The following is a 25,333-nucleotide window of genomic DNA, read 5'->3' on the forward strand; positions in this document are numbered from 1 at the left end:
CCATGGGCATGTTCGACCTCACCGGACACGTGGCACTGGTGACCGGTGCCGGCCAGAACGCCGGGGCCGGCATCGCCCGCGCGCTGGCGCGGCAGGGCGCCGCGGTGGCCGTCAACGACCTCCGGCCGGAACGGGCCGAGGAGACGTGCGCCGAGATCGAGAAAGCGGGGGGCCGGGCGGTGCCGGTTCCGTTCGACGTCACCGACATCGACGCCGTACGGGCGGAAGTCGCGCGGGCCGCGGACGCGCTCGACGGGACCGTCGACATCCTGGTGAACAACGCCGGGATCCCCGCCGACATGGGCTACGGGCCGTTCCGGGACATCGCTCCGGAGCGCTGGCGCGGTCCGGTCGAGATCAACCTGTTCGGCGCGATGAACTGCGTGCACGCCGTTCTGCCGGGCATGCGGGAGGCCGGCTGGGGCCGCGTTGTGCAGATCTCGTCGGGCGCGGGACGGACCGGCCTCGCCATCGGGGTGTCGCTGTACGGGGCGGGCAAGAGCGGCGTCGAGGGGTTCATCCGGCACGTCTCCCAGGAGGAGGCGAAGGCCGGGATCACGGCGAACACCTTGGCGCTCGGGCTGATGCAGAGCGCCGGAGGCCCGGGGATCGACCGGATCGCGGAGGGCATCCCGGTCGGCCGTCTCGGCCGGCCCGAGGACGTCGGCGCGGCCGTCGCCTTCCTCGCCTCCTCCGAGGCGTCCTGGCTCACCGGCCAGACGGTCGACCTCAACGGCGGGAGCCACACACGCTGAGTACGACGGGCGTCGGCATCCAAGGGGTGCCGGCGCCGGTCCGCTCACCGAGACCGACCGAACAGGAAGGGCCAGGACCGTGGGTTTTCCGCTGGCGGGCGTCCGCGTCATCGACGTGAGTTCCACGTTCATGGGGCCGTACTGCACGATGCTCCTCGCCCAGTGGGGCGCCGAGGTGATCAAGGTGGAGCCACCGGGCGGTGACGTGGTCCGCAGGATCGGTGACGTGCGCGGCACCTCGATGGGGCCGGTGTTCCTCAACGTCAACCGGGGCAAGCGGAGTGTGGTGCTCGACCTGAAGCAGGGCGGGGCCCGTGACCTCCTGGACCGCCTGGTGGCGGGGGCGGACGTGGTGGTGCACAACATGCGGCCCGGCGCCGCCGAACGCCTCGGTCTGTCGGCGGACGCCGTGCTGCGGGTCAACCCGCGTGCCGTGCACTGCGCGTTCCGCGGGTTCGGGGCGGGCGGGCCGTACGAGGACCGGCCGGCCTACGACGACGTCATCCAGGCGGCGAGCGGCATGGCCGCGCTGCAGGGCGGGGCGGGCGGAGCGGAGTACGTCCGCACGGCTGCGGCGGACAAGATCGTCGGACTGATGGGGACGGCGGCCGTACTGGCGGCGCTGCACGGCCGCGAGGTGACGGGCCGGGGTCAGGCGGTCGAGGTACCCATGCTGGAGACGATGACCCAGTTCATGCTCCTGGAGCAGCAGGGCGGCTGGGTGTTCGATCCGCCCGCCGGGCCGCCCGGGTACGCGCGTACGGCGTCACCGCACCGGCGGCCGTGCCGGACCAAGGACGGCCATCTGGCCGTGATGATCTACACGGACGCCCAGTGGCACGCGTTCTTCGACTGTGTCGGCCGGCCGGAGCTCGCCGACGACCCGCGGTACCGCACGATCCGGGAGCGTACCGAGCACATCGACGAGCTGTACGCCTTCCTCAACGACGAGATGGCGGCCCGGACGACCGACGAGTGGCTCGCCGAGCTGGAACGGCGGGACATCCCCGCCGCTCCGGTCAACACCGTCACCGACCTGTTCGACGACCCGCATCTGCGTGCGACCGGCTTCTTCGAGAGCGTGGAACACCCCACTGAGGGACCGCTCCGGCTGCCCCGACAGCCCGTCGGCTTCGGGCCGGACCCGCGGCCCGCGACGGCGGGGGACGGGAACGTCTCGCACGCCCCGGGTCTCGGGGAACACGGTCTCGCCGTGGCACGCGAGGCCGGCCTGGACGAGGCCGAGATCCGGCTGCTCCTCGCCTCGGGGGCACTGGGCGCACCCCGTGGCGCCGCCCCGCGCACCGGACGTCCGGCGCCCAGAGCGACGCTGGGCTCGACGGGGCGACTCGCATGACACCCGCACCACTGGCGACACCGACTGGGACGGCTATGGCAGACCTCGAGTACTCCGTGAAGGACCACATCGCGACGATTCTGCTGAATCGTCCGCACCGCAGGAACGCGTTCACCCTGGACATGGTCGACGCCTGGGCGGACCGGCTGCGCCGGGCCGAGGACGATCCGCAGGTCCGCGTCATCGTCGTCACGGGATCGGGCGGCTCCTTCTGCTCCGGGGTGGACCTGTCCGACTTCAAGGGCGAACAGCGCGACCCGCTCGGCGAGAAGGAGTTGCTGACCCGCCGGGTGCACCGGGTCGCGGTGACCCTGGAGGACGTCTCCAAGCCGGTGCTCGCCGCGGTCGACGGGCCGGCCGTGGGCGCCGGGATGGACATGGCGCTGCTGTGCGACATCCGGTTCGCGTCGCGCACGGCCCGCTTCAGCGAGGGTTACATCAAGGTGGGACTCGTGCCGGGCGACGGCGGCTGCTGGCTGCTCCCGCGCGCGGTGGGCACCGCGACCGCGCTGCGGCTGCTGTGGACGGGCGACTTCGTGGCGGCCGACGAGGCCCTGCGGATCGGCCTCGTGGAGGAGGTGTACGAGGCCGAGGAGCTCCTCGACCGTGTGTACGCCTTCGCGGCACGGCTCGCCGAACGGCCCCCGGCCGCCGTCCAGATGATCAAACGCGCGGTGCACCAGGGCGCCCGGCACGATCTGCGCACCGCCCTCGACCTCATCTCCTCCCACCAGGCCGTGATCACGTCGACCCGGGACTCGGCCGAGGCGTACGCCGCCTTCCGGGAAAAGCGTGCCGGGGTCTTCACCGGAAGCTGACCGCCGATGTCCCGAACCCCAGAGAGGCCCGTCATGAGCCCACCGCCGCCCCTCGACGCCGGCACCGAACTCCGCGCCCGGGTCCGGGAACTGACCGCGTGCTGGCGTGCGGCCGGCCGGTACGTGCCGCGCAGCGACTCCTGGCTGCGCTCCTTCGACCTGGAGTTCAGCAAGGCGCTCGCCGCGGACGGGCTGATCGCCATGACGTACCCGAAGGAGTACGGCGGCGCGGGCCGCAGCAACGTGGAGCGGCTGGCCGTCACCGAGGAACTGCTGCGGGCCGGGGCGCCGGTCGCGGCCCACTGGATCGGCGACCGGCAGATCGGCCCGGCGATCCTGAGGCACGGCAGCCCTGCGCTGCGTGCGGAGATCCTGCCTCGGATCGCCGCCGCCGAGGCCGTGTTCTGCCTGGGCATGAGCGAGCCCGAGGCGGGCTCCGACCTGGCCGCCGTGCGCACGTCCGCGACCCCGGTCACCGGCGGATGGCTGATCTCCGGACACAAGATCTGGACCAGCCACGCCCACCGGGCGACCCACGCCTACGTCCTGGCGCGCACCGCGCGGACGGAACGCAAGCACGAGGGCCTGACGGAGTTCATCCTCGACATGGACGCCGACGGTGTGTCCACCACGCCGATCCCGGACCTCGCCGGTGAACACCACTTCAACGAGGTGCGCTTCGACGAGGTGTTCGTACCCGCCCACCGGGTGATCGGGACGGTCGGCGACGGCTGGCGGCAGGTCGTCGAGCAGTTGTCGTTCGAGCGCGGCGGCGCGGAGCGCGTCCTGTCCAGCTATCCGGTCCTGGCCGAGCTGGTCGCGCACGCAGCCGAGGAGCGGGACGACGCCGAACTCCGCTCTCTTGTGGGGTCGTTGGTCGCGCGACTCGCCGTGTTGCGGCGGCTGTGCCGGGAGGTGGCCGGTCGGCTGGACGCCGGGCAGGCGCCCGTACAGGAGGCTGCCGCGCTGAAGTACCTCGGGAACGCCTTCGAGGTCGACGTCGTGGAGGCCCTGCGCCGTACCGGCCGGTGCCGCGAGCCCTCCCCCGACGGTGTCTACGGCCAGGCCCTGCTAGCCTCCCCCGGCTTCGGGCTGCGCGGTGGCGCCGCCGAGGTCCTGCTGTCCCTCGTCGCCCGTCAGGAGACACGTGCATGAGCGAGTACGCGGAGGAGTTGCGCGACCTGGTGGCGTCCGTCGTCCCCGACCGCACGTCGGCGACGGGGCCCGACGGGGCGCGGGAGGTGTGGGAGAGCCTGCGCGGTCTGGGGCTGCCCCGGATCGGCGTGCCCGAGGAACGCGGGGGCTCGGGCGGCGCCCTGGAGGACCTGCTGGTGGTCGTCGGGGCGCTGGCCGCCCGCGGCGTCGGCGTGCCGGTGGTGGAGTCGTCGGTCGCGGACTGGGTGATCTGCCACGGTCGGCCGCTGGACGACTCCCCCGCCACCCTGGTGCTGCCGGACGGGCCGCCGACGGTAGGGGACGACATGGACGGCGGGACGCTCACCGGGGAGATCCCACTGGTCCCCTGGGCACGCGACGCGGCGTTCCTGGTGGTGTGCCGGCCCGGGCTGGAGGCCCTGGTCGTCGACCTGCGGCACGCGTCGGTGAGCGTGGTGCCGGGTGAGAACCTGGCCGGAGAGCCGCGGGACACCGTACTGCTGGACGGTACGCCCGCCCTGCCGGTCGCCGCCGGGCCCGGGTACGAGGCGGTGCGCGCGCGTCTGGCCCTGCTGTGGTCGGCGGCGGTGGCCGGTACCGCGCGCGGGGCGTACCTGCTGACGAAGGCCTACGTCTGCGAACGCCATCAGTTCGGCGCCCCTTTGACACGTCTGCCGGCGGTGTCGTCGGGGCTGGCGCTGATGAAGGTGCACCTGCTGCAGGCGGACGCCGCACTCGCCCTCGCCCGGGAGGCGATGACGGCGGGCGGCCCGGACGCGGCCGGTGCCGGGCCGCGGGTTCCGGACGCCGTCGCCGTGGCGCGCCTCACCACCGCGCGCACGGCGACCGAAGTCGCGCGCATGGCACACCAGTTGCACGGCGCCATGGGCATCACCCAGGAGTATCCGCTGCACCACCTCACCCGCCGGCTGTGGGCCTGGCGCGACGCCGTGGCCACCGAACGGGACTGGGCCGACGCACTCGGCCGGCGAGCGGCGGACCTCGGCGAGACCGGTGTCTGGACCTGGCTGACAGCCACTGGAGCGTAGAGAGCCGTCGTCATGCGGTGAGTTCTCTCTGAGGAGACCATGGCGCTGGAACCGCTGCGGCGAGGAGGCGCCGCGGGTCCGTCTTCGCTCCTGGGGTCGGCTTCCTTCCCCCATCGCCTTCTTTGCGGAACCCGGTTCGGGTTCGTGGTCTTCGGGGCCGGCACGACTCTTCGCCCCTGTCCTCGATGATCCGGGGGGCTGTCACCGGTCCCGGCGGCACCGACTCGCCGGGAAGGAAGGCCGCGTGTGAGATCCGGACCGTGCCGGCGCGCTGTCGGTACCTGTCGGCAGCTCAGCGCCTCGACGACGCGATGAGCCTGATCGCCTGGCACGCCGGTGACGACGAGGTCTAGGAAATGGGCGAGTTGAACGCGTTGCGTTCGCGTCCCGGACCGGTGAAGACGAAGTCCAGTTCCACCACCGAGCCGAAGAGACTGAGTCCGGTCGCGAACAGGTCGGTGCGGATGTGGACTTGGGCGCCGTGACGACCGTAAGCGTATTCCTCGGTCCGGGAGAACACCTCGGAGGCGGCCATGCGCTCGTCGATCTCCCGGTCGCCGTCCTCACCGCGGGCCTTGAGGACCTGCAGGCCCTGAACACGGGCGGCGAACTCCGGGTTCGCCGCGATCTCCTCGCGCAGCCCGGTCACCGCGGCCTCCAGGTCCTCCAGCCGGCCGTAATGGAGACCGAAGTGCAGGTACGACTCCGGCCACTGGGACCGCTGTTCGAGGAACGCCGTGAGCGCGGGGTGCTCGTCGTCGGTGCCGGCGCCCAACTGCCGGGCGATGACGGCTTCGAGTTCGAGCTGTGCGGGCTTCAGCGCGAACAGGTAGACGATGTTGTCGGCGCGGGCGGGGGTGTCCCGGTCCATCGCGATGACGTAAAGCGGCTCGTCGGAGAACTGGTTGGGGAACTCCTGGACTCTGGCCCCGAGCAGTTCGAAGAACCGGGTCGCGAGCGCCCGTTCCCCCGGGCGGAAGTGGAGGGCGAGGTGCCCCAGGCTCGTGCTCGGCAGGGGGACCGTCGTCGGCGGTGTGCGCTCGGGTGCGGGGTTCTTCGTGGCCATGTATGGCTCATCTCCTCGGTGTCGTGGCCGGGTTCACTGGGACGGCGGCCGGATTCACTGGGAAGGCGGTGGGGTGAAGCGGCTGCGTGCGGGGGCCGGTGGGCGGCGCGCGGTCAGCTGGTCGGCGCGGTCGCGCATGGCGGCCAGCACCGACTCGGGCTGGGTGACGATGTAGAACTCCCCGTCGGCGGCCTGTTGCAGGATGGTCGCGGCGGCCTCCTCGGCGCCGATGGCCCGTTCGCGGACCCGGAACATGGCCTCGCGCTCCTTCTCGGCCGCGGCCAGGTCACCGCTGTCGACCCCGCCCGCCCGGTCGAAGATGCGTGAGGTCACGGCCCCGGGCAGCACCGCGCCCACCTGGATGTGCCCGTCTCCGGCCAGGCCGACCTCCTGGTGGAGGCACTCGGTCATGGCCAGGACGGCGTGTTTGCTCATGATGTACGGGGTCTGCAGCGGCCACGCGGTCACGGCGCCGACGGACGCCATGTTGAGCACGCAGGCCGGTTCGGACTGGGCCAACAGATGTGGCATGAAGGCCCGTATCCCGTGGAACACGCCGCTGATGTTGACCGATACGAGACGTTCGAAGTTGGCCACGGGGGTGTCCCAGAGGTAACCGAACTGCAGGATGCCCGCGTTGTTGACCAGCAGGCGCACCGGTCCGGACTCCTTGACCACGCGGTCGGCGAGTGCCTGTACGGCGGTCGCGTCCCGCACGTCCACGAGGGCCGCGGTCGCCCGCCCCCCGTCGCGCGTGATGTCGGCGCAGGTGTGCTCCAGCGCGGCCTCGTCGACGTCCACGAGGACGACGTTCATCCCGAGGGCGAGCGCGGCGTGACGGGCGAGCCCCGCTCCGACGCCGGCGCCCGCCCCCGTGATCACGGCGGTTCCACCGCCGAACACTTCCACCGAACTGGGCATGGCCTCTCCCTTCCGGCCCCTGGCCTGTGTGCATACGTCGAACCGGGCACCCGCCCCGCCGTCTCACCCGCGTGCCGCCGCGCGTCCGGCACGGCGGCCGAAGAAGCTCCCGTCGCCGAGGGAGATCCCGCTCGCGTATCCGCCCGCGGCGATCCCAGCGGTCGTACGCCCCGCCGCATACAGTCCCTCGATCGCCTCGCCGTCGACGTCGAGGACGGCGCCGTCGATGTCGGTGCGCAGGCCGCCCAGGGTGAATCCGGAGGTCTGGCCGCGCAGGTCGTAGACCCCGTACGGCGGGCGCAGCGGACGTACCCACGGGGCGGCCTTGTGGTGGACCGGGTCATGGCCCTCGGCGGCGTGCCGGTTGTAGAGGCCGAGCGTGGCCGCGAGTGCTCCGGGCGGCACGCCCATGGCCTGCTCCAGTTCGGCGATGTCCTCGGAAACCCAGGTCGGCGGAGGGACCCGCATCGACGTGGCCGCGCGGTCGGCGGCGGCCGCTTCGGCGGCCTCCTCGTCGGCGACCACGAAGCTCTGGCTGCCGTGGTGGAGGAGCAGTTCCTGGCCGATGCGGCCGGGGTAGGTGTCCTCGTTGATGACACGTTCACCGCGGCCGTTGACGACGACGCCCCGGACCATCAGGCCGGGGTCGGCGTGCACGGCTGCCTCGCAGGCCCACAGGTGGGCGGTGTCCGCGCCGACGGCCTGCGCGGCCCGGATCGCCCGGCCGTCGTGCTGCTCGACCGCCGAGCCGGGGCGCCCGCCGAGCGCCGGGACGTACCGGGCGACCATGTCCGCGTTGAAGGTGAAGCTCCCGGCCGCGAGGACGACACCTCGGCGTGCCCGGATCGCCACGTCCTCGCCGAGGCTGCGCGCAACCACTCCGCGCACCCGGCCGTCGTCGGCCACGACGAGCCGCCGGAAGCGGATGCCGTAGCGCGCTCGGGCTCCCGTCTGCTCGGCGTTGGTGGCGAGATGCAGCATGAGCTGGTAGCCGGCACCCCGTTCGCCGGTGCGCTTGTCCGCCATGCGCGGCAGGTGTCCGCGGGGTGCGGGCGGGGCGATGTCGGCGAACGGGTGGGCGTTCTCACCACCGGAGTACATCAGGCCCTCGTCGCCCGGAGGTTCCCAGGCCGGACGGTCGTGGAAGGCCGCGCGGAAGGGCACTCCGCAGCGCACCAGCCAGTCGAAGTGCTCGACGCTGCGCTCGCTGTAGACCTCGATCTTGGCGGCGTCGGCCGCCGGTCCCATGGCGGCGGCCAGGAAGCGGTGCATGGCCTCCGGGGTGTCGTGGAAGCCGCAGGCCTTCTGCACCCCGGTGCCGCCGCCCAGGTAGACGAACCCGCCCGCGAGCGCGGCGGCGCCACCCCAGCCTCCGGTGTGTTCGAGGACCAGCACGTCGGCGCCCTCCACGGCGGCGCCGATCGCGGCGGCGGCACCTGCGACGCCGTATCCGACGACCACGACCTCCGCCTCGCCGTCCCACTCACGTATGTCGGCCTCACGGCACGGCCGCGCGGTCATTCCGGCCACCCCGGGGCACCGACCGGCCTGGGCCCGGCTCCCGTCGCGTGCGGGGTACCCGAGCCCCCGGCGTCCGGCCTCTCCGAGGTACGGCGCCTCAGCGGCCGCCGCGAGGCCCGACGCTCCCGAACCACCAGCATCTCCCGCTCCCTTCGCTCCGCATCCCCCTGCCTACCGCGACCGCCCCGACAAGGCATCGACCCACTCTCACTGAGCGGGAGCCGGCCGGGAGACGCGAGGGCCACGCCACGGCGCCGTTGACTCCTCCCGGGCCCTTTCCTTACTCTCCGCCTACCAAGCGAGCGCTTGATTGGTCGACGGGATGGGCGATGCGATGGACTACCCGATGGGTGATGTGACCGGCCCGGGAGAAGGACGACTCGAATCGGCCGGCGATTGGTGTGGACGTGACCTCGGCACCAGGACGGTCTCCTACGACGAGCGGGACGCGATCCTCTACGCGCTTGCCGTGGGCGCCCGGCCCGTCGAGGACCTTGACCTGGTGTTCGAGCGCGGGCTGCGGGTGCTGCCCACCTTCGCGCTTTCCCTGGCCCAGTGGGCCCCGGACGTCCTGGCCGGACGAGGGGCATTCGGCGACGGCACCGCGCTGCACGGGGCGCAACGGCTGACGGTCCACAAGGAGTTGCCCCCGACCGGGGAGGTCACGTGCTCGGCCGCCGTGACCGACGTGTGGGACAAGGGCGGTGCGGCCGTCTTCGAAGTGGCGGTGGACAGCGCGTACTTCCACGCGGTCTGGTCCGTCTTCGCCCCGGGCCGGGGCGGGTTCGGCGGCGAACGGGGGCCGGGCCGGGCACCCGCGCACGAGGGCGACCCCAGCCACCGCACGCGGCAGCACACCTTCCCGGCGCAGGCGGCGCTGTACCGTCTCACCGGCGACCGGCACCTGATCCACGTCGATCCGGCTGCCGCGGCGGCCATCGGACAGCCTCGCCCGATCCTGCACGGCCTGTGCACCCTGGCGAGCACCGTTCTGCGGCTCGCCGATGTCCTCGGCGCCCATCCCGCCGACCTGACCGAGGTGGACGGGCGGTTCGCGTCGCCCGTCCTGCCCGGGGACACCCTCGATGTCGCCGCCTGGCGGAACGCCGAGGGGGACGGAGCGGCCTTCGAGGTGGCCCGGGAGGGGGAGGCCGTACTCACAGGCGGGCGGGTTCGTTTCGGGCGGGCCGGTTAGCCGAGCCGGTCAGCTGGGCCGCCGACCCGGAACCAGTCGTCCGCCCACCGGGGCGCTGCTTCGGCGAGCCGAGCCGCCGTGTTCCGCGTGCGGCCGGGACGCGGGAGCCGGTGTCCGGAAAACCGGAGCCGGGACAGCCTGCATTCGGGACAGCCTCCGTCGAGACAACCGAACCCGGGACAACGGTGTTCGGGACGCCGGCGTCGAGGCCCTGGCCGTCGGTTGCCCGGCTCCGCTGCTACGAGGCGATCGGCCGGTCGGCCAGATGGGCGAGTTCGGCGAAAAAGGCGCGGCAGAGGGGCTCGTCGGCGGTCGGGATCTCGTGCCGGAAGAACACCGGTGCGGCGCCTGGCCCGCTCCCGTGGATCGGTTCGCCCAGGTCCTCGGCGATGCCGAAGTACAGCCGGGTCACACCGTCTCGGCGCGCGCCTCGGCACGCACCGTCACCCAGCCCAACGGGTATGGGTACGGCCCGTCGACGCTACTGCGGCGGAAGGCCTCGAGGATCCCGCGGTCGACCTGGTTGTGCACACGCTCGTGCCGGAAGACCCGCGGCTCCGCCGGATCCATGTCAGACCACCCTCCGTTCGGCGAGCGCGGCCACCTCGGTGAAGTACACGCGGAACAACGGCTCGTCACCGGGCGGAACGAGGAACGACGGCGATGTGGTGTAGACGAAGGCGGCCTGGTCGGTGCCGTAGAGCGCGGCGTTCGGATCGCGTACGGCGCCGATGAGCAGCTTGCCCGGCTTGTCGGGCTTCTTGAAGTGCACCAGCACCCCGAGCCGTTGCAGCGGCACCCGGAACTCGGAACCGTGATTGCCGAACTGCTCGAAACCCCCCGGTCCACGCGCAGATGCAGGTACTCCTAGTCGAACGTTGGCGGCTCCATGGCGCGACGATAGCCCGGCTCCCGCGTCACGGCGCGCACACCCCCGCGACCGCCGTCACTTGCAGAGGTTCACCTACGTGTAGGCATTTCAGGTCGCCACTAGTCACGGCCTCAGCGCTTCCGCACCCTGTCCCGTCCTTCGAAGTCACGACAAGGGGTTGCCATGACCAGTTCCTCAACCAGTTCCTTTTCCGGGCGTACGGGCCGGCCGGACGGCGCCCCTCGTGGTCGGCGGGGACGACTCGCCGGGGGTGGTGCGCGTCACCGGTGACCTGCAGACCGATATCGAGCGGGTCACCGGTGTCCGTCCGGCCGTCTCCGAGGACGCCGTGCCGGAGCAGAAGGATGTCGTCCCCCACGCCACCTCGGCCCCCTGAGAGCCACCGGCGGTGAGCCCGGCCCCGTCCGGCCACATCCGGCGTCGGCCGGGGCGGTGCCGACGACGCCGGCGCTCGCCAGGGCGGACGGAGACGCCGAGCCGGTGCTCGTCCCGCCCCACCTCAACGCCGGACCTGCGCGAAGGCCTACGCAACCAATCAAGCGCTTGGTAGAGTACGTATCCGTACGATCCCGAGGGGGAGTCTTCCGATGCCGGGTCGACAGTCCGGCGAAGCGCGAACTCCCTGCGTCCCGAAGGACGTTGCTGACACACAACGGCCCCAGGATTCCCTCCGGCCTGCCGAGCACCGCCCCGGTCCGGGCGAGCGGCGTGAGAAGGAGAACCGGCATGACCGACCCCGTCGACCCCGTTCACCCCGCCCTGCGCACCCGGCTGTGCGACCTGGTCGGCGTCCGCTACCCGATCGTGCAGACCGGGATGGGGTATGTCTCGGGCCCCGAGCTCACCGCTGCCACCGCGGCGGCCGGCGGGCTCGGCATTCTGGCGAGCGCGACGCTGACCCTGGAACAGACACGGGACGCGATCCGCGCCGTACGGGAACGCACCGACGCCCCGTTCGGCGTGAACATGCGCGGCGACGCGCCGGACGTGCTGGAGCGCGGGGACCTACTGGTGCGCGAAGGCGTGCGGATCGCGTCCTTCGCGCTCGCACCCAACGAACGCGTCATCCGCACACTCAAGGACTCCGGGCTGGTGGTCATCCCGTCCATCGGCGCCCGCCGCCACGCCGAGAAGGTGCAGGCATGGGGCGTGGACGCGGTGGTCGTCCAGGGCGCCGAGGGGGGCGGGCACACCGGTGGCGTACCCACCTCGATCCTGGTCCCGCAGGTCGTGGACGCCGTCGACATCCCGGTCATCGCGGCCGGCGGTTTCCGTGACGGCCGCGGCCTGGTGGCCGCGCTCGCACAGGGCGCCGTCGGTATCGCGATGGGCACCCGCTTCCTGCTGACCAGCGACAGCACGGTGCGCGACTCGGTCAAGGCCGAGTACCTCAGACGCGGGGTCACCGACACCGTCGTCACTGCGGTTCTCGACGGCATACCCCAGCGGGTGCTGCGCACCGAACCGGTGGAACGGCTCCTGAAGGAACGGGCGCCGGCGCGTCTCGTCCGTTCCCTGCGGCACGCCGTCGCCTTCCGCAGGACATCCGGCACGTCGTGGTCCGACATGGTCCGCGAAGGCCTGGCCATGCGCCGCGGGCACGACCTGGGGTGGTCCCAGGTCATGATGGCGGCGAACACGCCGATGATGCTGCGGGCCAGCATGGTCGACGGCCGGACAGACCTCGGCACACTCGCCTCCGGCCAGATCGCGGGCGTGATCGAGGACCTGCCCGGCTGCAAGGAGCTCATCGAGGGAATCGTCGCGGAGGCCGACGCCGTACTGAGGCGCCTGACCGCGCCGGGAGCGCGGGGGTGACGGCTCGCCGGCCTTCCTCCGGCCACCGCCCCGGCCCGCCCTTGTCCCCGGCCGCCGCCCCGGTCATCCCTGGCGCCCCGGCGCTTGGGCGGCCCGACGTTCCCGGCCCGGCCCCTCTCGCCCTCCCGGCCACCGCGGTCCTCTCCTCCTCCCGGCCGCCCCGGCCCCTCGCTCACCGCCGCCCTCCCGGCAGCCTCGGCGCCTCGCGCCCTCCCGCACGCCCCGGCGCTCGCAAGCCACTCGACCCTCCCCCTTCCCTCCAGCCCCCATCCCAGCGGCCCTCCCCGGGCGCCCCGACACCCCACGGAGTCCCCATGGGCACTGACATCATCCGGACCACGATCGACGAGCACGGTATCGCCGAGGTCGTCGTCGACTGCCCGCCCGTCAACGCCCTGCCGGTGGCCGGCTGGTTCCGGCTGGCCGAGACCGTCGAGCAGCTCGGCCGCGACCCGGACGTACGGGTCGTGCTGCTGCGGGCCGAGGGCCGCGGCTTCAACGCCGGCGTGGACATCAAGGAACTCCAGGCCGACACCGGCCACACCGCGATCATCGGCGTGAACCGCGGCTGCTTCGCCGCGTTCGCCGCGGTCTACGACTGCGCGGTGCCCGTGGTCACCGCGGTCCAGGGCTTCTGTATGGGCGGCGGGATCGGCCTGGTCGGCAACTCGGACGTGATCGTCGCGGCCGAGGACGCGTACTTCGGGCTGCCCGAGGTGGACCGCGGCGCGCTGGGGGCCGCCACGCACCTGTCCCGGCTCGTCCCGCAGCACAAGGCCAGGGCCATGATGTACACCTGCGCGACCGCGTCCGCCGCCGAACTGCACGCTTTCGGCTCGGTGCTCGACGTCGTGCCCGGCGCCCGGCTGCGCGAGCGGGCCCTGGAGGTCGCCGCCGAGATCGCCGGGAAGAACACGGCGGTGATCCGCGCCGCCAAGGAGGCCTTCAACGGCATCGACCTGTGGGACGTCAAGCGCAGCTACCGCTACGAGCAGGGCTTCACCTTCGAGGTCAACCTGTCGGGCGTCGCCGCCGAGGTCCGCGACACCTTCGGCCGCGCCACGGACCAGGAGAGGTGACCGATGGACCTCACCTGGAGCGACGAGGAGCGGGCCTTCCGGGCCGAGGCCCGGGAGTGGCTCGCGGCGAACGTGCCGGACGGGCCGCTGCCGTCGGGTGACACCCGGGAAGGCTTCACCGCCCATCTGGAGTGGGAACGCGCCCTGTTCGAGGCCCGCTGGTCGGTGGTCTCCTGGCCCGAGGAATACGGCGGCCGGGGCGCCTCCCTGTGGCAGTGGCTGATCTTCGAGGACGAGTACTACCGGGCCGGGGCGCCCTCCCGGGTGACCCAGAACGGCATCTTCCTGCTGGCGCCCACCGTCTTCGCGTTCGGCACCGAGGAGCAGCAGCAGCGCATCCTGCCGAGGATGGCGGCCGCCCAGGACCTGTGGGCGCAGGGCTGGTCCGAGCCCGGCGCGGGCAGCGACCTGGCCGCGACCCGCAGCCGGGCGGTCCGTGACGAGCAGTCGGGCGGCTGGTGGCTGACCGGCCAGAAGACGTGGACCACCCGCGGCGCCTTCTGCACCCACCTCTTCGGTCTCTTCCGCACCGACCCTGACGCCGAGCGCCACCGCGGGCTGACCTACTTCCTGGTCCCCCTGGACGCCCCCGGTGTCACCGTCCGCGGCTTCGAACGCCTCGACGGCGACGAGGGGTTCGCGGAGGTGTTCCTCGACGGCGTGTTCGTCCCCGACGCCGACGTGCTGGGCGCGGTCGGGGAAGGATGGCGGGTGGCCATGGCGACGACCGGCTCCGAGCGCGGTCTGACCCTGCGCTCCCCCGGCCGCTTCCTGCACGCCGCCGACCGGCTGCTCGACCTGGCCCGCGGCACGCCGAGCGGGCCCGGGGCACACCGGGACCGGGTGGTGCAGTCGTGGATCGAGGCGCAGGCCTACGAGTTGTTCACCCTGGACCAGGTCACGTCCATGGTCGAGGGACGGCAGATCGGCGCGGAGTCCAGCCTGAACAAACTGTTCTGGTCCCGGCTCGACATCGCCCTGCACGAGACCGCCATCGACCTGCTCGGGCCAGAGGCCGAGGTCGACGGCCCCTGGAGCCGCGGTTTCCTGTTCTCCCTGGCGGGCCCCATCTACGCCGGCACCAACGAGATCCAGCGCAACATCGTCGCCGAGCGGCTGCTCGGCCTGCCGAGGAGGTGACGGCGCACCATGCGCTTCACAGTGGCCGAACAGGACACGGCCCTCGCCGAGGCCGCCGGCGAGGTGCTGGCCAAGCTGGCCGGTCCCGACCGGATCAGGGCCGGCTGGCCCGGCGGCCGTGCCGAGGAGGTCGACGCCGTGTGGCGCACCCTCGCCGGGGTCGGCGTCACCGCCGCTCTGGTGCCGGAGAGCGCGGACGGTCTCGGGCTCGACGAAAACGCGCTGCCCCCGCTCATGGAGGCCCTGGGCCACAGCGGCCTGCCGGTGCCCGCGGCGGAGAGTGTCGCGGTCGGCGCTCCGCTGCTCGCCGCCGCGGGAGCGCGCCAACTCCCCGACGTGCTCGCGGGATCGGCGACGCTGACGGTCTCGCTCGTGCCCGGGGCCCCGGTGCCCTTCGCAGCGCATGCCGACCTGATCGCCGTAGCGAGCGAGGACCGGCTGCTGCTGTACCGGCAGGACGAGGTGCGCATCGAGCCGGTCGGCTCGTTGGACGGCTCCCGCGCGCTCGCCCGGGTCACCGCCCCGGCCGGCGTGGGGCTGCCGCTGGCCGAGGGGGCGGACGCGCTGGCCGCCGCACGGTGGCGCGGGGTGCTGGCGACCTCCGCCCTCCTCGTCGGGCTCTGCCGGCGCATGCTCGATCTGACGGTGAGCTATGTCGGGCAGCGCCATCAGTTCGGCGTGCCGGTCGGCTCGTTCCAGGCGGTGAAACACGCCCTGGCCGATGCGGAGCTCGCCGTGCGGTTCGCCCGCCCGGCGGTCCTCGCGGCTGGCTGGGCTCAGGCGGCCGGGGACCCCGAGGCAGCGGTGCGAACGGCGATGGCGAAGGTCCTCGCCTCGGACGCGGCGCGTGCGGTGGCCCGGACGGCGATCCAGTGCCACGGCGCCATGGGCTACACCACTGAGTACGACCTCCACCTGTACGCCAAGCGGGCCTGGGCGCTCGCCGCGGACTGGGGTGGCCCGGCGGAGCACCGGGAGTTCATCGCGCGGCGGCTCGGACTCGCCGGGGCGGCCGACGGCATCTGCGAAGGAGCGGGACGGTGAGTGGGAACGAAAGGGAGGCGGAGGGCGGGATGGTGAGCGGGGTCCAGAAGCGGACCGGGGACGGAGTCGCGAGCGACGACGGGATCTGCCGGGACCGGGTTGTGGTCGTGACCGGCGCCGGTCAGGGGCTGGGCCGGGAGCACGCCCTGGCGTTGGCCGCCGAGGGCGCGCAGGTCGTCGTGAACGACCTGGGCGAGACCGCGAAGGCCGTGGCCGAGGAGATCGTCGCTGCCGGTGGGACGGCTGTCGCCGACCTGGGCGACGTGAGCGACTGGGACTACGCCGAGCGGCTGGTCGGCCGGGCGGTCGCCGAGTTCGGCACGCTGCACGCGCTCGTCAACAACGCGGGGCTCAACCGTGACCGGATGCTGGTCTCCATGACCGAGGCCGAGTGGGACCTGGTGATGAAGGTCGACCTCAAGGGACATGCCGCGCCGCTGCGCCACGCCGCCGCGTACTGGCGGGAGCGGAGCAAGCAGGGGAATCCGGTGGACGCCAGGATCGTCAACACCAGTTCGGGCGCCGGGCTGATGGGCAGCGTCGGCCAGGGCAACTACGGTGCTGCGAAAGCCGGCATCGCCGCCCTCACGGTGATCGCCGCCGCCGAACTCGCCCGTTACGGCGTCACCGTGAACGCGATCGCCCCGTCCGCCCGCACGCCGATGACGGAGGCGGTCGAGGCCTTCACCGACAGGATGCGGATACCGGAGTCCGGCTTCGACACCATGCACCCGGGCAACATCTCACCGCTCGTGGTGTGGCTGGCCTCCGCGGACTCCGGCGATGTAACCGGCCGGGTGTTCGAGGCCGAGGGCGGGGTGCTCGGCGTCGCCGACGGCTGGCAGCACGGCCCGCAGCGGACACGCGACCGCCGCTGGGCTCCCGACGAGGTCGGATCGGCGGTCCGCGAACTGCTCGCCGACGCCCCGGCTCCGGCTCCGGTCTACGGGGCCTGAGCGAGGGGTTCGCGAGGGGCGCCCCGACGCTCGGAACAGCGCCCGTGGTCGGACCGTCGGCGCTCTGCCGTGGAGCCCTGGAGCGGACGAGGCCGGGCAGGGACGGCAAGCCGGTTCCGGACAGCGAGGTCAATCCCACCGACGCCCGCGGCGCCCGGACCCGCGAGATCACGCACGGGCATCGCCGGACGCCACACATATCGCGTACCGGTGAGCGGAATGCAAGGTTGGGCTGGCGGGCGTCACGGCCCTACCCTGAGCGCACCTCCATGAGGTGGGTCACACGCCCTGCCTCCGGGAGCCGCAGATGTCGGGTCCGACAAGGACCGGACGCTGGATGGGGACCAGAGGGGGCACCCGACCGCGTCACTCTGGCCGCGGGGACGCGCCTCCGCCGCCGGGGCCCGGCCCGCGAGGAGGACCCGGGTACGCGCCCGCGCGGACGGCACCGGCCGTGGACAGCCGTCCACGGCGAGTGCCATCCCATGTCCGAGGCCTGTGGGGTATGCCGGTCGGACCCGGCATCACCCGGACCGTCCATGGCCCGGTCGTGGTGGCGACACTCCTGGCACCCGCCCCGTCCCTCCGCGACCCGACGTCGAACCACCAGGAGACAAGGAGCGAATTCATGGGCAACGCAGTCGTGATGGTGTGTGACATGCAGAACGACATCGCGCGCTTTCACCAGCGGCCCGAGGAGGCCGACCGTGTGGTCGGCGAGATCGGGAAGTTCATCGCCTGGGCACGGGAACAGGGCATGCCCGTCATCTACTCCTGTGTGGGCTACCGGCCCGACTACGTCGACGTGATCCCGCGACTGGCGGCCCCGATCAAGGAACACGGACTGCTGGTGGAGGGTACGCCGGGCTGCGCCGTCATCGACGAGCTGGCTCCGAAAGAGGGGGACGTGCTGCTGACTCGTCGTCGTAGCAGTTCGTTCTACGGAACCGACCTCGACCTCATCCTCAGGTCGCTGGATGTCGACACGATCATTCTCACCGGCATGTCGACGCAGCGGGTCGTGGAGTCGACGGCGCGTGCGGCCAGCGACCGTGACCTGCGGGTCCTGGTCGTCGAGGACTGCTGCAGCGCCGACTCCCAGGAGCTGCACGACGGAGCGCTGCGTGCGATCGCCGACTGGTTCGGCCAGGTCAGCAGCGCCGAAGAGATCATGAAGGAGTTCACTTCCTGATCTCCGCCACCGCCCGGCGATCCGTTCAGCGAACCGGATCGCTGGGCGTTGTGCTGCCCCTGGCCGCATCGTTCTGGTGAACGTCACGGACGACGAGGAGCAGCCAGTGAGCGCAGCAACCCCAGCGACCCCCAGGAGCACGGTGTGGGCCGACCTTCTCGGCTCGGAGGTCCGGTGGTACGACGCGGGAGGCATCCGAACCCGGTGCGTCGAGGCCGGTGACGGGCCGCCGCTGATCCTCCTCCACGGGGTCGGCGGCCACGCGGAGGCCTTCGCGCGCAACGTCGTACCGCTCTCCGAGCACTTCCGGGTGCTGGCGGTGGACCTGCTCGGCTCCGGGCTCACCGACAAGCCGGAGGGACCGGCCGACCTGGACGCGTATCTCTCCCACATGACCGCCTTCATGGACGCCGCCGGCGTGGAGAAGGCGCACTTCGGCGGGGAGTCCCTGGGCGGCTGGATCGCGATGTGGCTGGCGCTGCGCCGACCCGAGCGGGTCGACAACCTGGTGTCCATCTGTGGGGCACGGCTGAAGGTCGAGACGGACCCGGAGTCGCAGAAGTGGACCGACGCCGGCCGCGACGAACTGCGCCGGTTGACCGACCAGTTCGTGAAGGACCCCACGAGGGAGAACACGCGCCGGCGCATGGAGTGGCTCTTCCACAAGCCGGACCGGGACCTCAGCGAGGAACTGGTCGACATCCGGTGGCGCATGTACCAGCGCACCGACGCGGTCGCTTCGATGAAGGAGTCGGGGAAGATGCTCGGGAAGAACCCCGAGCGCAAGGACGGTCTGGACTTCACCCCGGACGTGCTGAAGCAGGTCACGCACCGCACGCTGATGCTGTGGAGCTCCCACAACCCCTCCAACACCGCGGCCACGGCCGAGCGGGCCGCCGCCTACCTGCCGGAGTGCGAGTTCCAGGTGATGGACGATTGCGGACACTGGCCGCAGTGGGAGGACCCGGAGACGTTCAACCGCATCCTGGCGGACTTCCTGCCGCACTGAGGCCACGGTCGGTCGCCTTCCGGCGAACGGCGCCCGGCCTCCTTCGGAGGATGCCTTTCCATTCACCGATCCGATTCGCTTTTGTCGGGGGCGCCCGGGTCGCACGATCGGAGAGTCGGGGATCCGGAGGATCCGCCGCTTCCCGGTCCGTCTCCCTCCCGAGCCGTACCCTTCCCGACCTGCCCGGTATCCGGGCTTCGACGCGAGGAGCACTGAACCCATGACCGCACTGACATCGGGGCCACAGGAGTTGGTGGGTCACTCCGCCAAGCTGCTGGCCGAGGGCATGGTCGACCGCCGGATCTACAGCGATCCCGACATCTACCGGATGGAGCAGGAGCTCATCTTCGCCCGGTCGTGGCTGGTGGTCGGCCACGACACCCAGATTCCCCGCCCCGGGGACTTCATCGAGTCCTACATGGGCGAGGAGTCGGTGATCGTCACCCGCAACCGGGAGGGCGAGATCCGTGTCATGCTCAACACCTGCCGTCACCGCGGCAACAAAGTCTGCCGTGCCGAGCTGGGCACCACCCGCGCCTTCATGTGCCAGTACCACGGCTGGACGTACGACATCGACGGGAACTTCGTCGGCGCCCCGCAGTTCGAGAAGGTCTACGAGAACGACCTCGACAAGTCGAAGTGGGGTCTGCACCGGGCCAGGGTGGCGCTCTACAAGGGGCTGATCTTCGCCACGTTCGACACGAGCCTTCCGCCGTTGGAGGAGTACCTGGGTGACTTCACCTGGCTCCTCGACATGAGTCTCGACCCGCGGCCCGGCGGCGTCGAGGTCGCCGGCGGTTTCCTGCGCTGGAACATCAAGACGAACTGGAAGTTCGGCGCGGAGAACTCCGGTGGCGACCTCTACCACGGCGGTACGACCCACCGTTCGGCCGTCGACATCGGCCACCGGGCGATCGCGACCGGCAAGAACGACCCCAAGCACACCACCGACGAGGAGCTCGACCCGGGCGGCACCATGACCAGCTCCTTCGGACACGGGGTGAACTGGAGCGACCGCCGACCCGAGCCCGAGGGCGGCGCCCCCGTCCCGCCGGACGAGACACCGCTGGCACGGTACCTGCGCGAGAACCGGGAGCTCACCCGGCAGCACCTCGGCGACTTCCGCGGCACGACGATCCGGCGCTACAACGCCAACATCTTCCCCAACGCCGGATTCCACTCCAGCGCCCAGACCATCCACATCTTCCACCCGCGCGGGCCGGGCCGGTCCGAGGTGTGGCTGCTCCCCCTGGTCGACAAGGCCGCCCCCCAGGACGTCAAGGACTGGGTGCGCCGGCACACCGACTCCCACTTCGGTCCCGGCGGCTTCTTCGAGGAGGACGACGGCGAGAACTGGGAGCAGGCCACCGCCGCCACCCGGGGTGTGGTCGCCTCGCGGCTGCCCTTCAACTACCAGATGGGCTTCGGGCGGGAGAAGGTGATCTCGGAGCCGGGCGTCCCGGACCGGATGGACGGCGGCTTCAACGACTACGGACAGCGCGCGCTGCTGGAGCGCTGGCACGACATGATGAGGACTCCCTGACATGGCGACGAGCAAGAGTGACCTGGTCCTCGACCCCGGCTCGGTCGGGACGCCCGACGGCGTCGTGGACGACCCCGCGCTGTACCGGCGGGTGACCGCCTGCCTGTACCGCGAGGCGTGGCTGCTGGACGACGCCCGGTTCGAGGAGTGGCTGGAGTGGATGTCGCCGGACATCCGCTACTGGATGCCGACCCGGTTCGTCCGCAAGGCGACCGAGCGGGACCTCGAGTTCGCCACGCTGGAGCGGGGCGTCTCCTTCCTCGACGAGGACTACGAGGCCCTGGCGATGCGGGTGTCCAAGACGCGCCACCGGATGTCGTGGACCGACAACCCCGCCGGGCGGACGGTGCACTCCGTCAGCAACATCGAGATCGTGTCGGTCGTCGACGGCCGGGCCGTCGTCCGGTCGGTCGCGAGCGTCGAGCGCAGCCGGTTCGCCAACGAGTCCGACCGCTGGGTGTTCCGGCGCGAGGACACCATCAACATCGGCGAGGACCCCTGGAAGCTGGAGGAGCGGAAGATCTTCTACGCCTCCCCGGTGCTGGAGTCGTCCAACCTGGCGATCTTCTTCTGAAGGGAGAGTGACGGACATGAAGGTCTCCGTCGACGAATGGCTGTGTGCGGGACACGGGCTGTGCGAGGCCGCTTCCCCCGAGGTGTTCGAGGTCAACGACGACGGCATCGCCGTGGTGCTCCAGGAGTCCCCCGCGGAGTCGTTGCTGCCCTCGGTCAAGGACGCCGTGCGGCTCTGCCCGGCCGACGCCATCCTCCTCAAGGAGAATTCCTGATGTCGCCGGCGATCGTGAGGCCGGCATGAGCCTGCGCGTGGTCCACCAGCGTGTGGTCGAACCCGCCGCACAGGCGGCATGGTCGACGCACGCGGCCGGACTGCGCGACAGCAAGGGGTGCCTGGAGGCGGAGGTCTACCGCTCGCTCGACGATCCGGAGCGGTTGGCGCTGGTCGAACTCTGGGAGGACGACGCTGCGTTCGGCCGGGCCTGGGGCGAGCTGCTCACCGAGGGCACGCTGCCGCCCGGCCTGTCCTCCGGTCCGCCCGAAGGCGTGGCCGGGGACGGCTCGGTGTCCGAGTTCTACCGGCACGGCTACACGGACCGCGCCTCCGGCAACTGGCTCCCGACCGGCCGGGCCGACGAGGCCTGGCGGGTGGCGTGGCCGGCCCGGGGGCCGGTACGTGTGGTCATCCAGACCAGCACCCGCCCGACCCCCGAGGAGCCGTGGCCCGGCGGGGTCGACGCTCTGCTGGAGACCCGCCGCGAACCGGGCTGCCTGCAGTTCGAGGTGTTCGCCGGTGTCGAGTTCGACCAGGACGGACTGCTCCTGGAGCTCTGGGACGACCAGGCCAGGTACGACGCGCACTGGCGGCTGCGGACACGGGTGCGTGAGGCCGGCGGAGCGGGAGGCGGCGGCGCACGGCCCGTCCAGCACGAGCGCGGGCAGGGGGACAACGGGGTGGAGTTCTACCGCCGGCAGTCGTTCGTCCACCTCTACGACCGCTGGCTTCCCGCCGATCCCGAGGCCTGGTCCGACACGGTCGCCTGGCCCGACTGACACCGCCGACCCCGTACCGGGGACGGCACATCACGCGGGGACGGGAGCCCGGACCGGGCTCCCGCACCACGACACCTTGACGGGATCCCGTACACACGGCGATCCCGTCCGTACGTTGAAGGAGGATCCATGTCCGGACTGATACCGGTCGACCGCCTCTACTCGATAGGCGTGGTCGTCCGTGATCTCAAGGCGGCCACGAGGCGCTACGCCGAACTGTTCGGCATCGACGAGTGGGAGGTACGCGACTTCGGGCCGGAGCGCGTGACCTCGGCGACGGCGCACGGCCGGCAGGTCACGCCGACGTTCCGCACGGCGACCGGGACCTCCGTGCCGCCGGGCGAGGGCACCTCGCTGATGGGCAACCCGATCATCCCGGTGACCTTCGAGCTGGTGCAGCCCCTCACGGGAGAGAGCCCGTTCCAGGAGTTCCGTTTCGTCCGCGGACAGGGCGTGAGCCACCTGACCCTGGCCGTGCGGGACCGGGAGGAGTTCGGCCGGCTGCGGGCCCGGCTGGAGGCGGAGGGGCTGTCGCTGGCGGGCTCGCTCACCCTCGACGACCGCCTCGAACGGCACTTCGTCGACACCCGGTCCACGCTCGGCGGCTACCTGGTGGAGATCCGGGTGCCGCTGGCCGGGGACGGCGCGTTGGAGGTCACCGAACACTGGGACCACTCGGGCGGCTACACCCGGCCCGAGGGCAGGGAGCCGCTGGGGCTCAGCGGGGTCAACCACCTCGGCATCGTGGTCCAGGACGTGATGGCGGCCCTCCCCCACTACGACCGGCTCCTCGGTGTTCCCACCTGGAAGATGCGCGACTGGCGCACCGAGAAGGACCGGCTGGAGCAGCCCCACTACCGGGGCGAGTCGGTCGACCACGAGTACTTCACGGCGCGCGCCCAGATCGCCGACTTCGGGTTCGAGATCATCCAGCCGACGCTCGGTCCGAGCCACTACAACCGGGAGTTCGGCGACCGCTTCGGCTCCGGGGTGCACCATCTGATGCTGCACATGACCGACGACGAGAAGGTTTGGCACGAGGACCAGCAGTGGCTGGTCGACGCCGGTGTCCCGCTGGCCATGGGCGCGGTGCTCTACGGGGGCGGCGTCGAGTTCGCCTATCTCGACACCACGGCGGACCTGGGCGGCTTCGTGCTGGAGAGCGTGCTGATGAAGGGGCCCCTCGACCGCGAGCTGATGAAGCCCGACTACGTCATCGACTTCTCGGCGTAGAACGGGCCCGCAACGGGTGTGGGACGGGTCTGGAGGGGAGCTGTCCCACACCTTTCGGCGTTGTACCCGTCACTGACCGCCGCTGTCCTGGTTTCCTGTCGACCCGACCCACTGGCGGTTGATGCCGAGGGCCGTCGTACGCACGGCCGCGGCGACCCGTTCGGGATGGAAGCGGCTGGTCGGGCCGGTGACCGAGATGGCGCCGCGTCCTCGTCCGCTGCGGTCCAGCAGGGGGCTGGCGACACAGGTGACGCCGAGGGCGTACTCCTCGCGGTCGTAGGCGACCCCGCTCTCGCGTATCCGGGCCAGTTGCTGGTGCAGCAGGCCCGGAACCGCGATGGTGTGGCGGGTGCGGCGCTCCAGCCCCTGCTCGACCACCGTGGCGAGCAGTTCCGTGCCCGAGAACGCGAGCATGGCCTTGCCCAGGGCCGTGCAGTGCAGGGGTTTGCGGTCGCCGACCTCGGTGGTGGAGGAGGGCCGGCGCCGTCCGGAGATCTTGTCCAGGTACAACACCTCCGTGCCGTTGAGGACCGCGAGGTGGACGGTCTCGTGCACGGCCTCGTAGAGGTCCTCCAGGTAGGGCGTGGCCACCGCGCGCAGAGCCTGGCTGCGGGTGCCGGCGCCGAGCTCGAAGAGCTTCTGGCCGAGCCGGTACTCCAGTCCGTTGCGCTCCAGGATCTTCAGCTCGACGAGCTGCGTGGCCAGCCGGAACGCGGTCGCCTTGGGCAGCCGGGCGCGTCTGGCCAGCTCGGCGAGACCGAGGCCCGGAGCCTCCTCACGCAGCACGTCCAGGAGCATGAAGGCCCGGCCGAGCACCGTGGTGCCGACCCTGTCGTCGGTGATCCTCATATCCGGATCGTGGGCGCGTCATCCGCGCATGTCAAGGCTGTGGGACGTCGCGATGACGGCTGTGTGACGGTCGAGGTCAGAGGCGCATCGTTCCATTGGCCGACCCGGAACGCTGGCGGTGACCGGTGCCGGATTCCTACGGTCGTGGAGCCGGGTGCGACACCGTCCCGCCCGGCCACGACCCCCCTGGAGGTACACCATGCTTGCCCTGGGAATCGCCCTCTCCCACTCACCGACGATGTTCGTCCCGGTCGAGGAGTGGCCCGACCTTCACAAGTCACTGGTCGGCGACGTACCCCAGCCGAAAGCTCTCGCCGACGAGACGCCGGAGGCCAACGTCGTCTCCAAGGAGCGGATCGACGCGGGCCTGGACACCCTGAGCGCCAAGATCGCCAAAGCCGAGCCGGACGTGGTGGTGATCGTCGGGGACGACCAGAGCGAGGTCTTCGGCAAGGCGTTCAACCCCACCCTGGCCGTGTACGCCGGGCCCAAGGTCAGCGGAGTGACCCTGCGCCGCTTCCAGGACAAGCCCGGCATCAACCACGACCTCACGCTCACCTGTGACGCCGACTTCGGACTCGAACTCGCCACCGGGCTGATCGACCGCGGCTTCGACCCGGCGGTGATGACCGAGCTGCGCCCCCTGAGCCGCCCCGAGGGCCTGGGGCATGCGTTCACCCGGCCGGCCCATCGCCTGGGGATCGCCGAGGCCGACATCCCGCTGGTCCCGGTCTTCCTCAACGGCTACCACGACCCGCTGCCCACCGGGCGCCGCTGCTGGGAGCTCGGCGAGGCGCTCCGCGAGATCGCCGAGGCCAGCGACAAGCGCGTCGTGCTCGTCGCGTCGGGCGGGCTGACCCACGACCCGATGGGCCCGCGGGCCGGCTGGATCGACGAGCGGCTGGACCGGTGGGTGCTCAGCCGGATCTCGGAGGGCCGGGGCGAGGAACTCGCCCAGCTGTTCGCCTTCGACTCGGACACCCTGCGCGGCGGCAGCGGTGAGATCCGCGCCTGGATCACCGTCGCGGGGGCGTTCGCCGGGCGCGCGGGCACGGTCGTGGACTACATCCCGCTGCACCACGCGGTGACCGGCCTGGGCCTCGCGTACTGGGAGCCCGAGGGCGAGTGAGCACATTCCCCGTTCAGCGGTCCAGGCCCGTACGTCGCCTTCC

General features: G+C 71.8%; 27 protein-coding genes. 20 read left to right on the top strand and 7 right to left on the bottom strand.

What is annotated here, in order from left to right:
- Positions 1-2 precede the first annotated feature (2 nt).
- From ACLZN2_RS14565 to ACLZN2_RS14585, 5 genes are all read left to right on the top strand, one after another.
- Positions 3-755: an SDR family NAD(P)-dependent oxidoreductase gene (locus ACLZN2_RS14565; RefSeq protein ID WP_416978867.1), complete on the top strand. Its 753-nt coding sequence runs from the start codon at positions 3-5 to the stop codon at positions 753-755.
- Positions 756-834: 79 nt separating this feature from the next.
- Complete coding sequence (locus ACLZN2_RS14570) at positions 835-2,112, top strand: CaiB/BaiF CoA transferase family protein (protein ID WP_416978868.1); 1,278 nt, start codon at positions 835-837, stop codon at positions 2,110-2,112.
- Positions 2,113-2,147: 35 nt separating this feature from the next.
- Complete coding sequence (locus ACLZN2_RS14575) at positions 2,148-2,930, top strand: enoyl-CoA hydratase/isomerase family protein (RefSeq protein WP_416978869.1); 783 nt, start codon at positions 2,148-2,150, stop codon at positions 2,928-2,930.
- 33 nt (positions 2,931-2,963) lie between these two features.
- Positions 2,964-4,085, top strand: coding sequence for an acyl-CoA dehydrogenase family protein (locus tag ACLZN2_RS14580; protein ID WP_416978870.1), 1,122 nt, complete (start codon positions 2,964-2,966; stop codon positions 4,083-4,085).
- Positions 4,082-5,134: an acyl-CoA dehydrogenase family protein gene (locus ACLZN2_RS14585; RefSeq protein WP_403834056.1), complete on the top strand. Its 1,053-nt coding sequence runs from the start codon at positions 4,082-4,084 to the stop codon at positions 5,132-5,134. The genes ACLZN2_RS14580 and ACLZN2_RS14585 overlap by 4 nt, the downstream gene beginning before the upstream one ends.
- A 349-nt stretch (positions 5,135-5,483) precedes the next feature.
- Here ACLZN2_RS14585 and ACLZN2_RS14590 read toward each other — a convergent pair whose 3' ends face one another.
- The 3 genes from ACLZN2_RS14590 to ACLZN2_RS14600 all read right to left on the bottom strand — a co-directional run bounded on the left by ACLZN2_RS14590 (position 5,484) and on the right by ACLZN2_RS14600 (position 8,642).
- A complete protein-coding gene (locus tag ACLZN2_RS14590) occupies positions 5,484-6,200 on the bottom strand; it encodes a hypothetical protein (protein ID WP_403834058.1) in 717 nt (238 codons plus the stop codon).
- 54 nt (positions 6,201-6,254) lie between these two features.
- A complete protein-coding gene (locus ACLZN2_RS14595; protein WP_403834060.1) occupies positions 6,255-7,121 on the bottom strand; it encodes an SDR family NAD(P)-dependent oxidoreductase in 867 nt (288 codons plus the stop codon).
- A 63-nt stretch (positions 7,122-7,184) separates the two neighbouring features.
- The gene (locus ACLZN2_RS14600; RefSeq protein WP_416978871.1) at positions 7,185-8,642 is read right to left on the bottom strand and encodes an FAD-dependent oxidoreductase; all 1,458 of its coding nucleotides are present in this window, start codon (positions 8,640-8,642) and stop codon (positions 7,185-7,187) included.
- A 346-nt stretch (positions 8,643-8,988) separates the two neighbouring features.
- On the opposite strand from ACLZN2_RS14600, the gene ACLZN2_RS14605 reads away from it, so the two are divergent.
- Complete coding sequence (locus tag ACLZN2_RS14605; protein ID WP_416978872.1) at positions 8,989-9,837, top strand: MaoC/PaaZ C-terminal domain-containing protein; 849 nt, start codon at positions 8,989-8,991, stop codon at positions 9,835-9,837.
- A gap of 238 nt (positions 9,838-10,075) precedes the next feature.
- Here the strand turns inward: ACLZN2_RS14605 and ACLZN2_RS14610 are convergent, their stop codons facing one another.
- From ACLZN2_RS14610 to ACLZN2_RS14620, 3 genes are read right to left on the bottom strand one after another with little or no spacing between them, the layout of a single operon-like run.
- Positions 10,076-10,249: a hypothetical protein gene (locus tag ACLZN2_RS14610; protein ID WP_416978873.1), complete on the bottom strand. Its 174-nt coding sequence runs from the start codon at positions 10,247-10,249 to the stop codon at positions 10,076-10,078.
- Positions 10,246-10,407: a hypothetical protein gene (locus ACLZN2_RS14615; protein ID WP_416978874.1), complete on the bottom strand. Its 162-nt coding sequence runs from the start codon at positions 10,405-10,407 to the stop codon at positions 10,246-10,248. The genes ACLZN2_RS14610 and ACLZN2_RS14615 overlap by 4 nt, the downstream gene beginning before the upstream one ends.
- A 1-nt stretch (position 10,408) precedes the next feature.
- Positions 10,409-10,636 (bottom strand): hypothetical protein, encoded by a 228-nt coding sequence (locus ACLZN2_RS14620; RefSeq protein WP_416978875.1) that lies wholly within the window; start codon positions 10,634-10,636, stop codon positions 10,409-10,411.
- Between the two features lie 316 nt (positions 10,637-10,952).
- Here ACLZN2_RS14620 and ACLZN2_RS14625 point away from each other — a divergent pair, with 316 nt between their 5' ends.
- From ACLZN2_RS14625 to ACLZN2_RS14685, 13 genes are all read left to right on the top strand, one after another.
- Entirely contained in the window at positions 10,953-11,105 is a 153-nt protein-coding gene (locus ACLZN2_RS14625) for a hypothetical protein (protein WP_416978876.1), read from the top strand.
- Between the two features lie 350 nt (positions 11,106-11,455).
- Complete coding sequence (locus tag ACLZN2_RS14630; protein WP_416978877.1) at positions 11,456-12,547, top strand: NAD(P)H-dependent flavin oxidoreductase; 1,092 nt, start codon at positions 11,456-11,458, stop codon at positions 12,545-12,547.
- A 314-nt stretch (positions 12,548-12,861) separates the two neighbouring features.
- Positions 12,862-13,626 carry an enoyl-CoA hydratase family protein gene (locus ACLZN2_RS14635; protein WP_416978878.1) on the top strand — a complete coding sequence of 255 codons (765 nt, stop codon included), beginning with the start codon at positions 12,862-12,864 and terminating at the stop codon, positions 13,624-13,626.
- A 3-nt stretch (positions 13,627-13,629) separates the two neighbouring features.
- Complete coding sequence (locus tag ACLZN2_RS14640) at positions 13,630-14,766, top strand: acyl-CoA dehydrogenase family protein (protein ID WP_416978879.1); 1,137 nt, start codon at positions 13,630-13,632, stop codon at positions 14,764-14,766.
- 9 nt (positions 14,767-14,775) lie between these two features.
- Positions 14,776-15,810, top strand: coding sequence for an acyl-CoA dehydrogenase family protein (locus ACLZN2_RS14645; RefSeq protein WP_416978880.1), 1,035 nt, complete (start codon positions 14,776-14,778; stop codon positions 15,808-15,810).
- 29 nt (positions 15,811-15,839) lie between these two features.
- Positions 15,840-16,766 (top strand): SDR family oxidoreductase, encoded by a 927-nt coding sequence (locus ACLZN2_RS14650; protein ID WP_416979003.1) that lies wholly within the window; start codon positions 15,840-15,842, stop codon positions 16,764-16,766.
- A 628-nt stretch (positions 16,767-17,394) separates the two neighbouring features.
- Complete coding sequence (locus ACLZN2_RS14655) at positions 17,395-17,958, top strand: cysteine hydrolase family protein (RefSeq protein ID WP_416978881.1); 564 nt, start codon at positions 17,395-17,397, stop codon at positions 17,956-17,958.
- Between the two features lie 106 nt (positions 17,959-18,064).
- Positions 18,065-18,967, top strand: a complete 903-nt coding sequence (locus ACLZN2_RS14660; protein ID WP_416978882.1) for an alpha/beta fold hydrolase — start codon at positions 18,065-18,067, stop codon at positions 18,965-18,967.
- Positions 18,968-19,187: 220 nt separating this feature from the next.
- Positions 19,188-20,510 (top strand): aromatic ring-hydroxylating oxygenase subunit alpha, encoded by a 1,323-nt coding sequence (locus ACLZN2_RS14665; RefSeq protein WP_403834087.1) that lies wholly within the window; start codon positions 19,188-19,190, stop codon positions 20,508-20,510.
- A gap of 1 nt (position 20,511) precedes the next feature.
- Entirely contained in the window at positions 20,512-21,084 is a 573-nt protein-coding gene (locus ACLZN2_RS14670) for an aromatic-ring-hydroxylating dioxygenase subunit beta (RefSeq protein ID WP_416978883.1), read from the top strand.
- A gap of 16 nt (positions 21,085-21,100) precedes the next feature.
- Entirely contained in the window at positions 21,101-21,298 is a 198-nt protein-coding gene (locus ACLZN2_RS14675; RefSeq protein ID WP_383708472.1) for a ferredoxin, read from the top strand.
- 25 nt (positions 21,299-21,323) lie between these two features.
- On the top strand, positions 21,324-22,079 hold the full coding sequence (locus tag ACLZN2_RS14680) for a putative quinol monooxygenase (protein WP_416978884.1): 756 nt from the start codon (positions 21,324-21,326) through the stop codon (positions 22,077-22,079).
- A gap of 129 nt (positions 22,080-22,208) precedes the next feature.
- Positions 22,209-23,312, top strand: coding sequence for a VOC family protein (locus ACLZN2_RS14685; protein ID WP_416978885.1), 1,104 nt, complete (start codon positions 22,209-22,211; stop codon positions 23,310-23,312).
- A 69-nt stretch (positions 23,313-23,381) separates the two neighbouring features.
- Here the strand turns inward: ACLZN2_RS14685 and ACLZN2_RS14690 are convergent, their stop codons facing one another.
- Positions 23,382-24,161, bottom strand: a complete 780-nt coding sequence (locus ACLZN2_RS14690) for an IclR family transcriptional regulator (protein ID WP_416978886.1) — start codon at positions 24,159-24,161, stop codon at positions 23,382-23,384.
- 199 nt (positions 24,162-24,360) lie between these two features.
- On the opposite strand from ACLZN2_RS14690, the gene ACLZN2_RS14695 reads away from it, so the two are divergent.
- Positions 24,361-25,290, top strand: a complete 930-nt coding sequence (locus ACLZN2_RS14695) for a hypothetical protein (protein ID WP_416978887.1) — start codon at positions 24,361-24,363, stop codon at positions 25,288-25,290.
- Positions 25,291-25,333 lie beyond the last annotated feature (43 nt).

It is taken from the genome of Streptomyces sp. T028, from assembly GCF_048159505.1.
Lineage (GTDB): Bacteria > Actinomycetota > Actinomycetes > Streptomycetales > Streptomycetaceae > Streptomyces.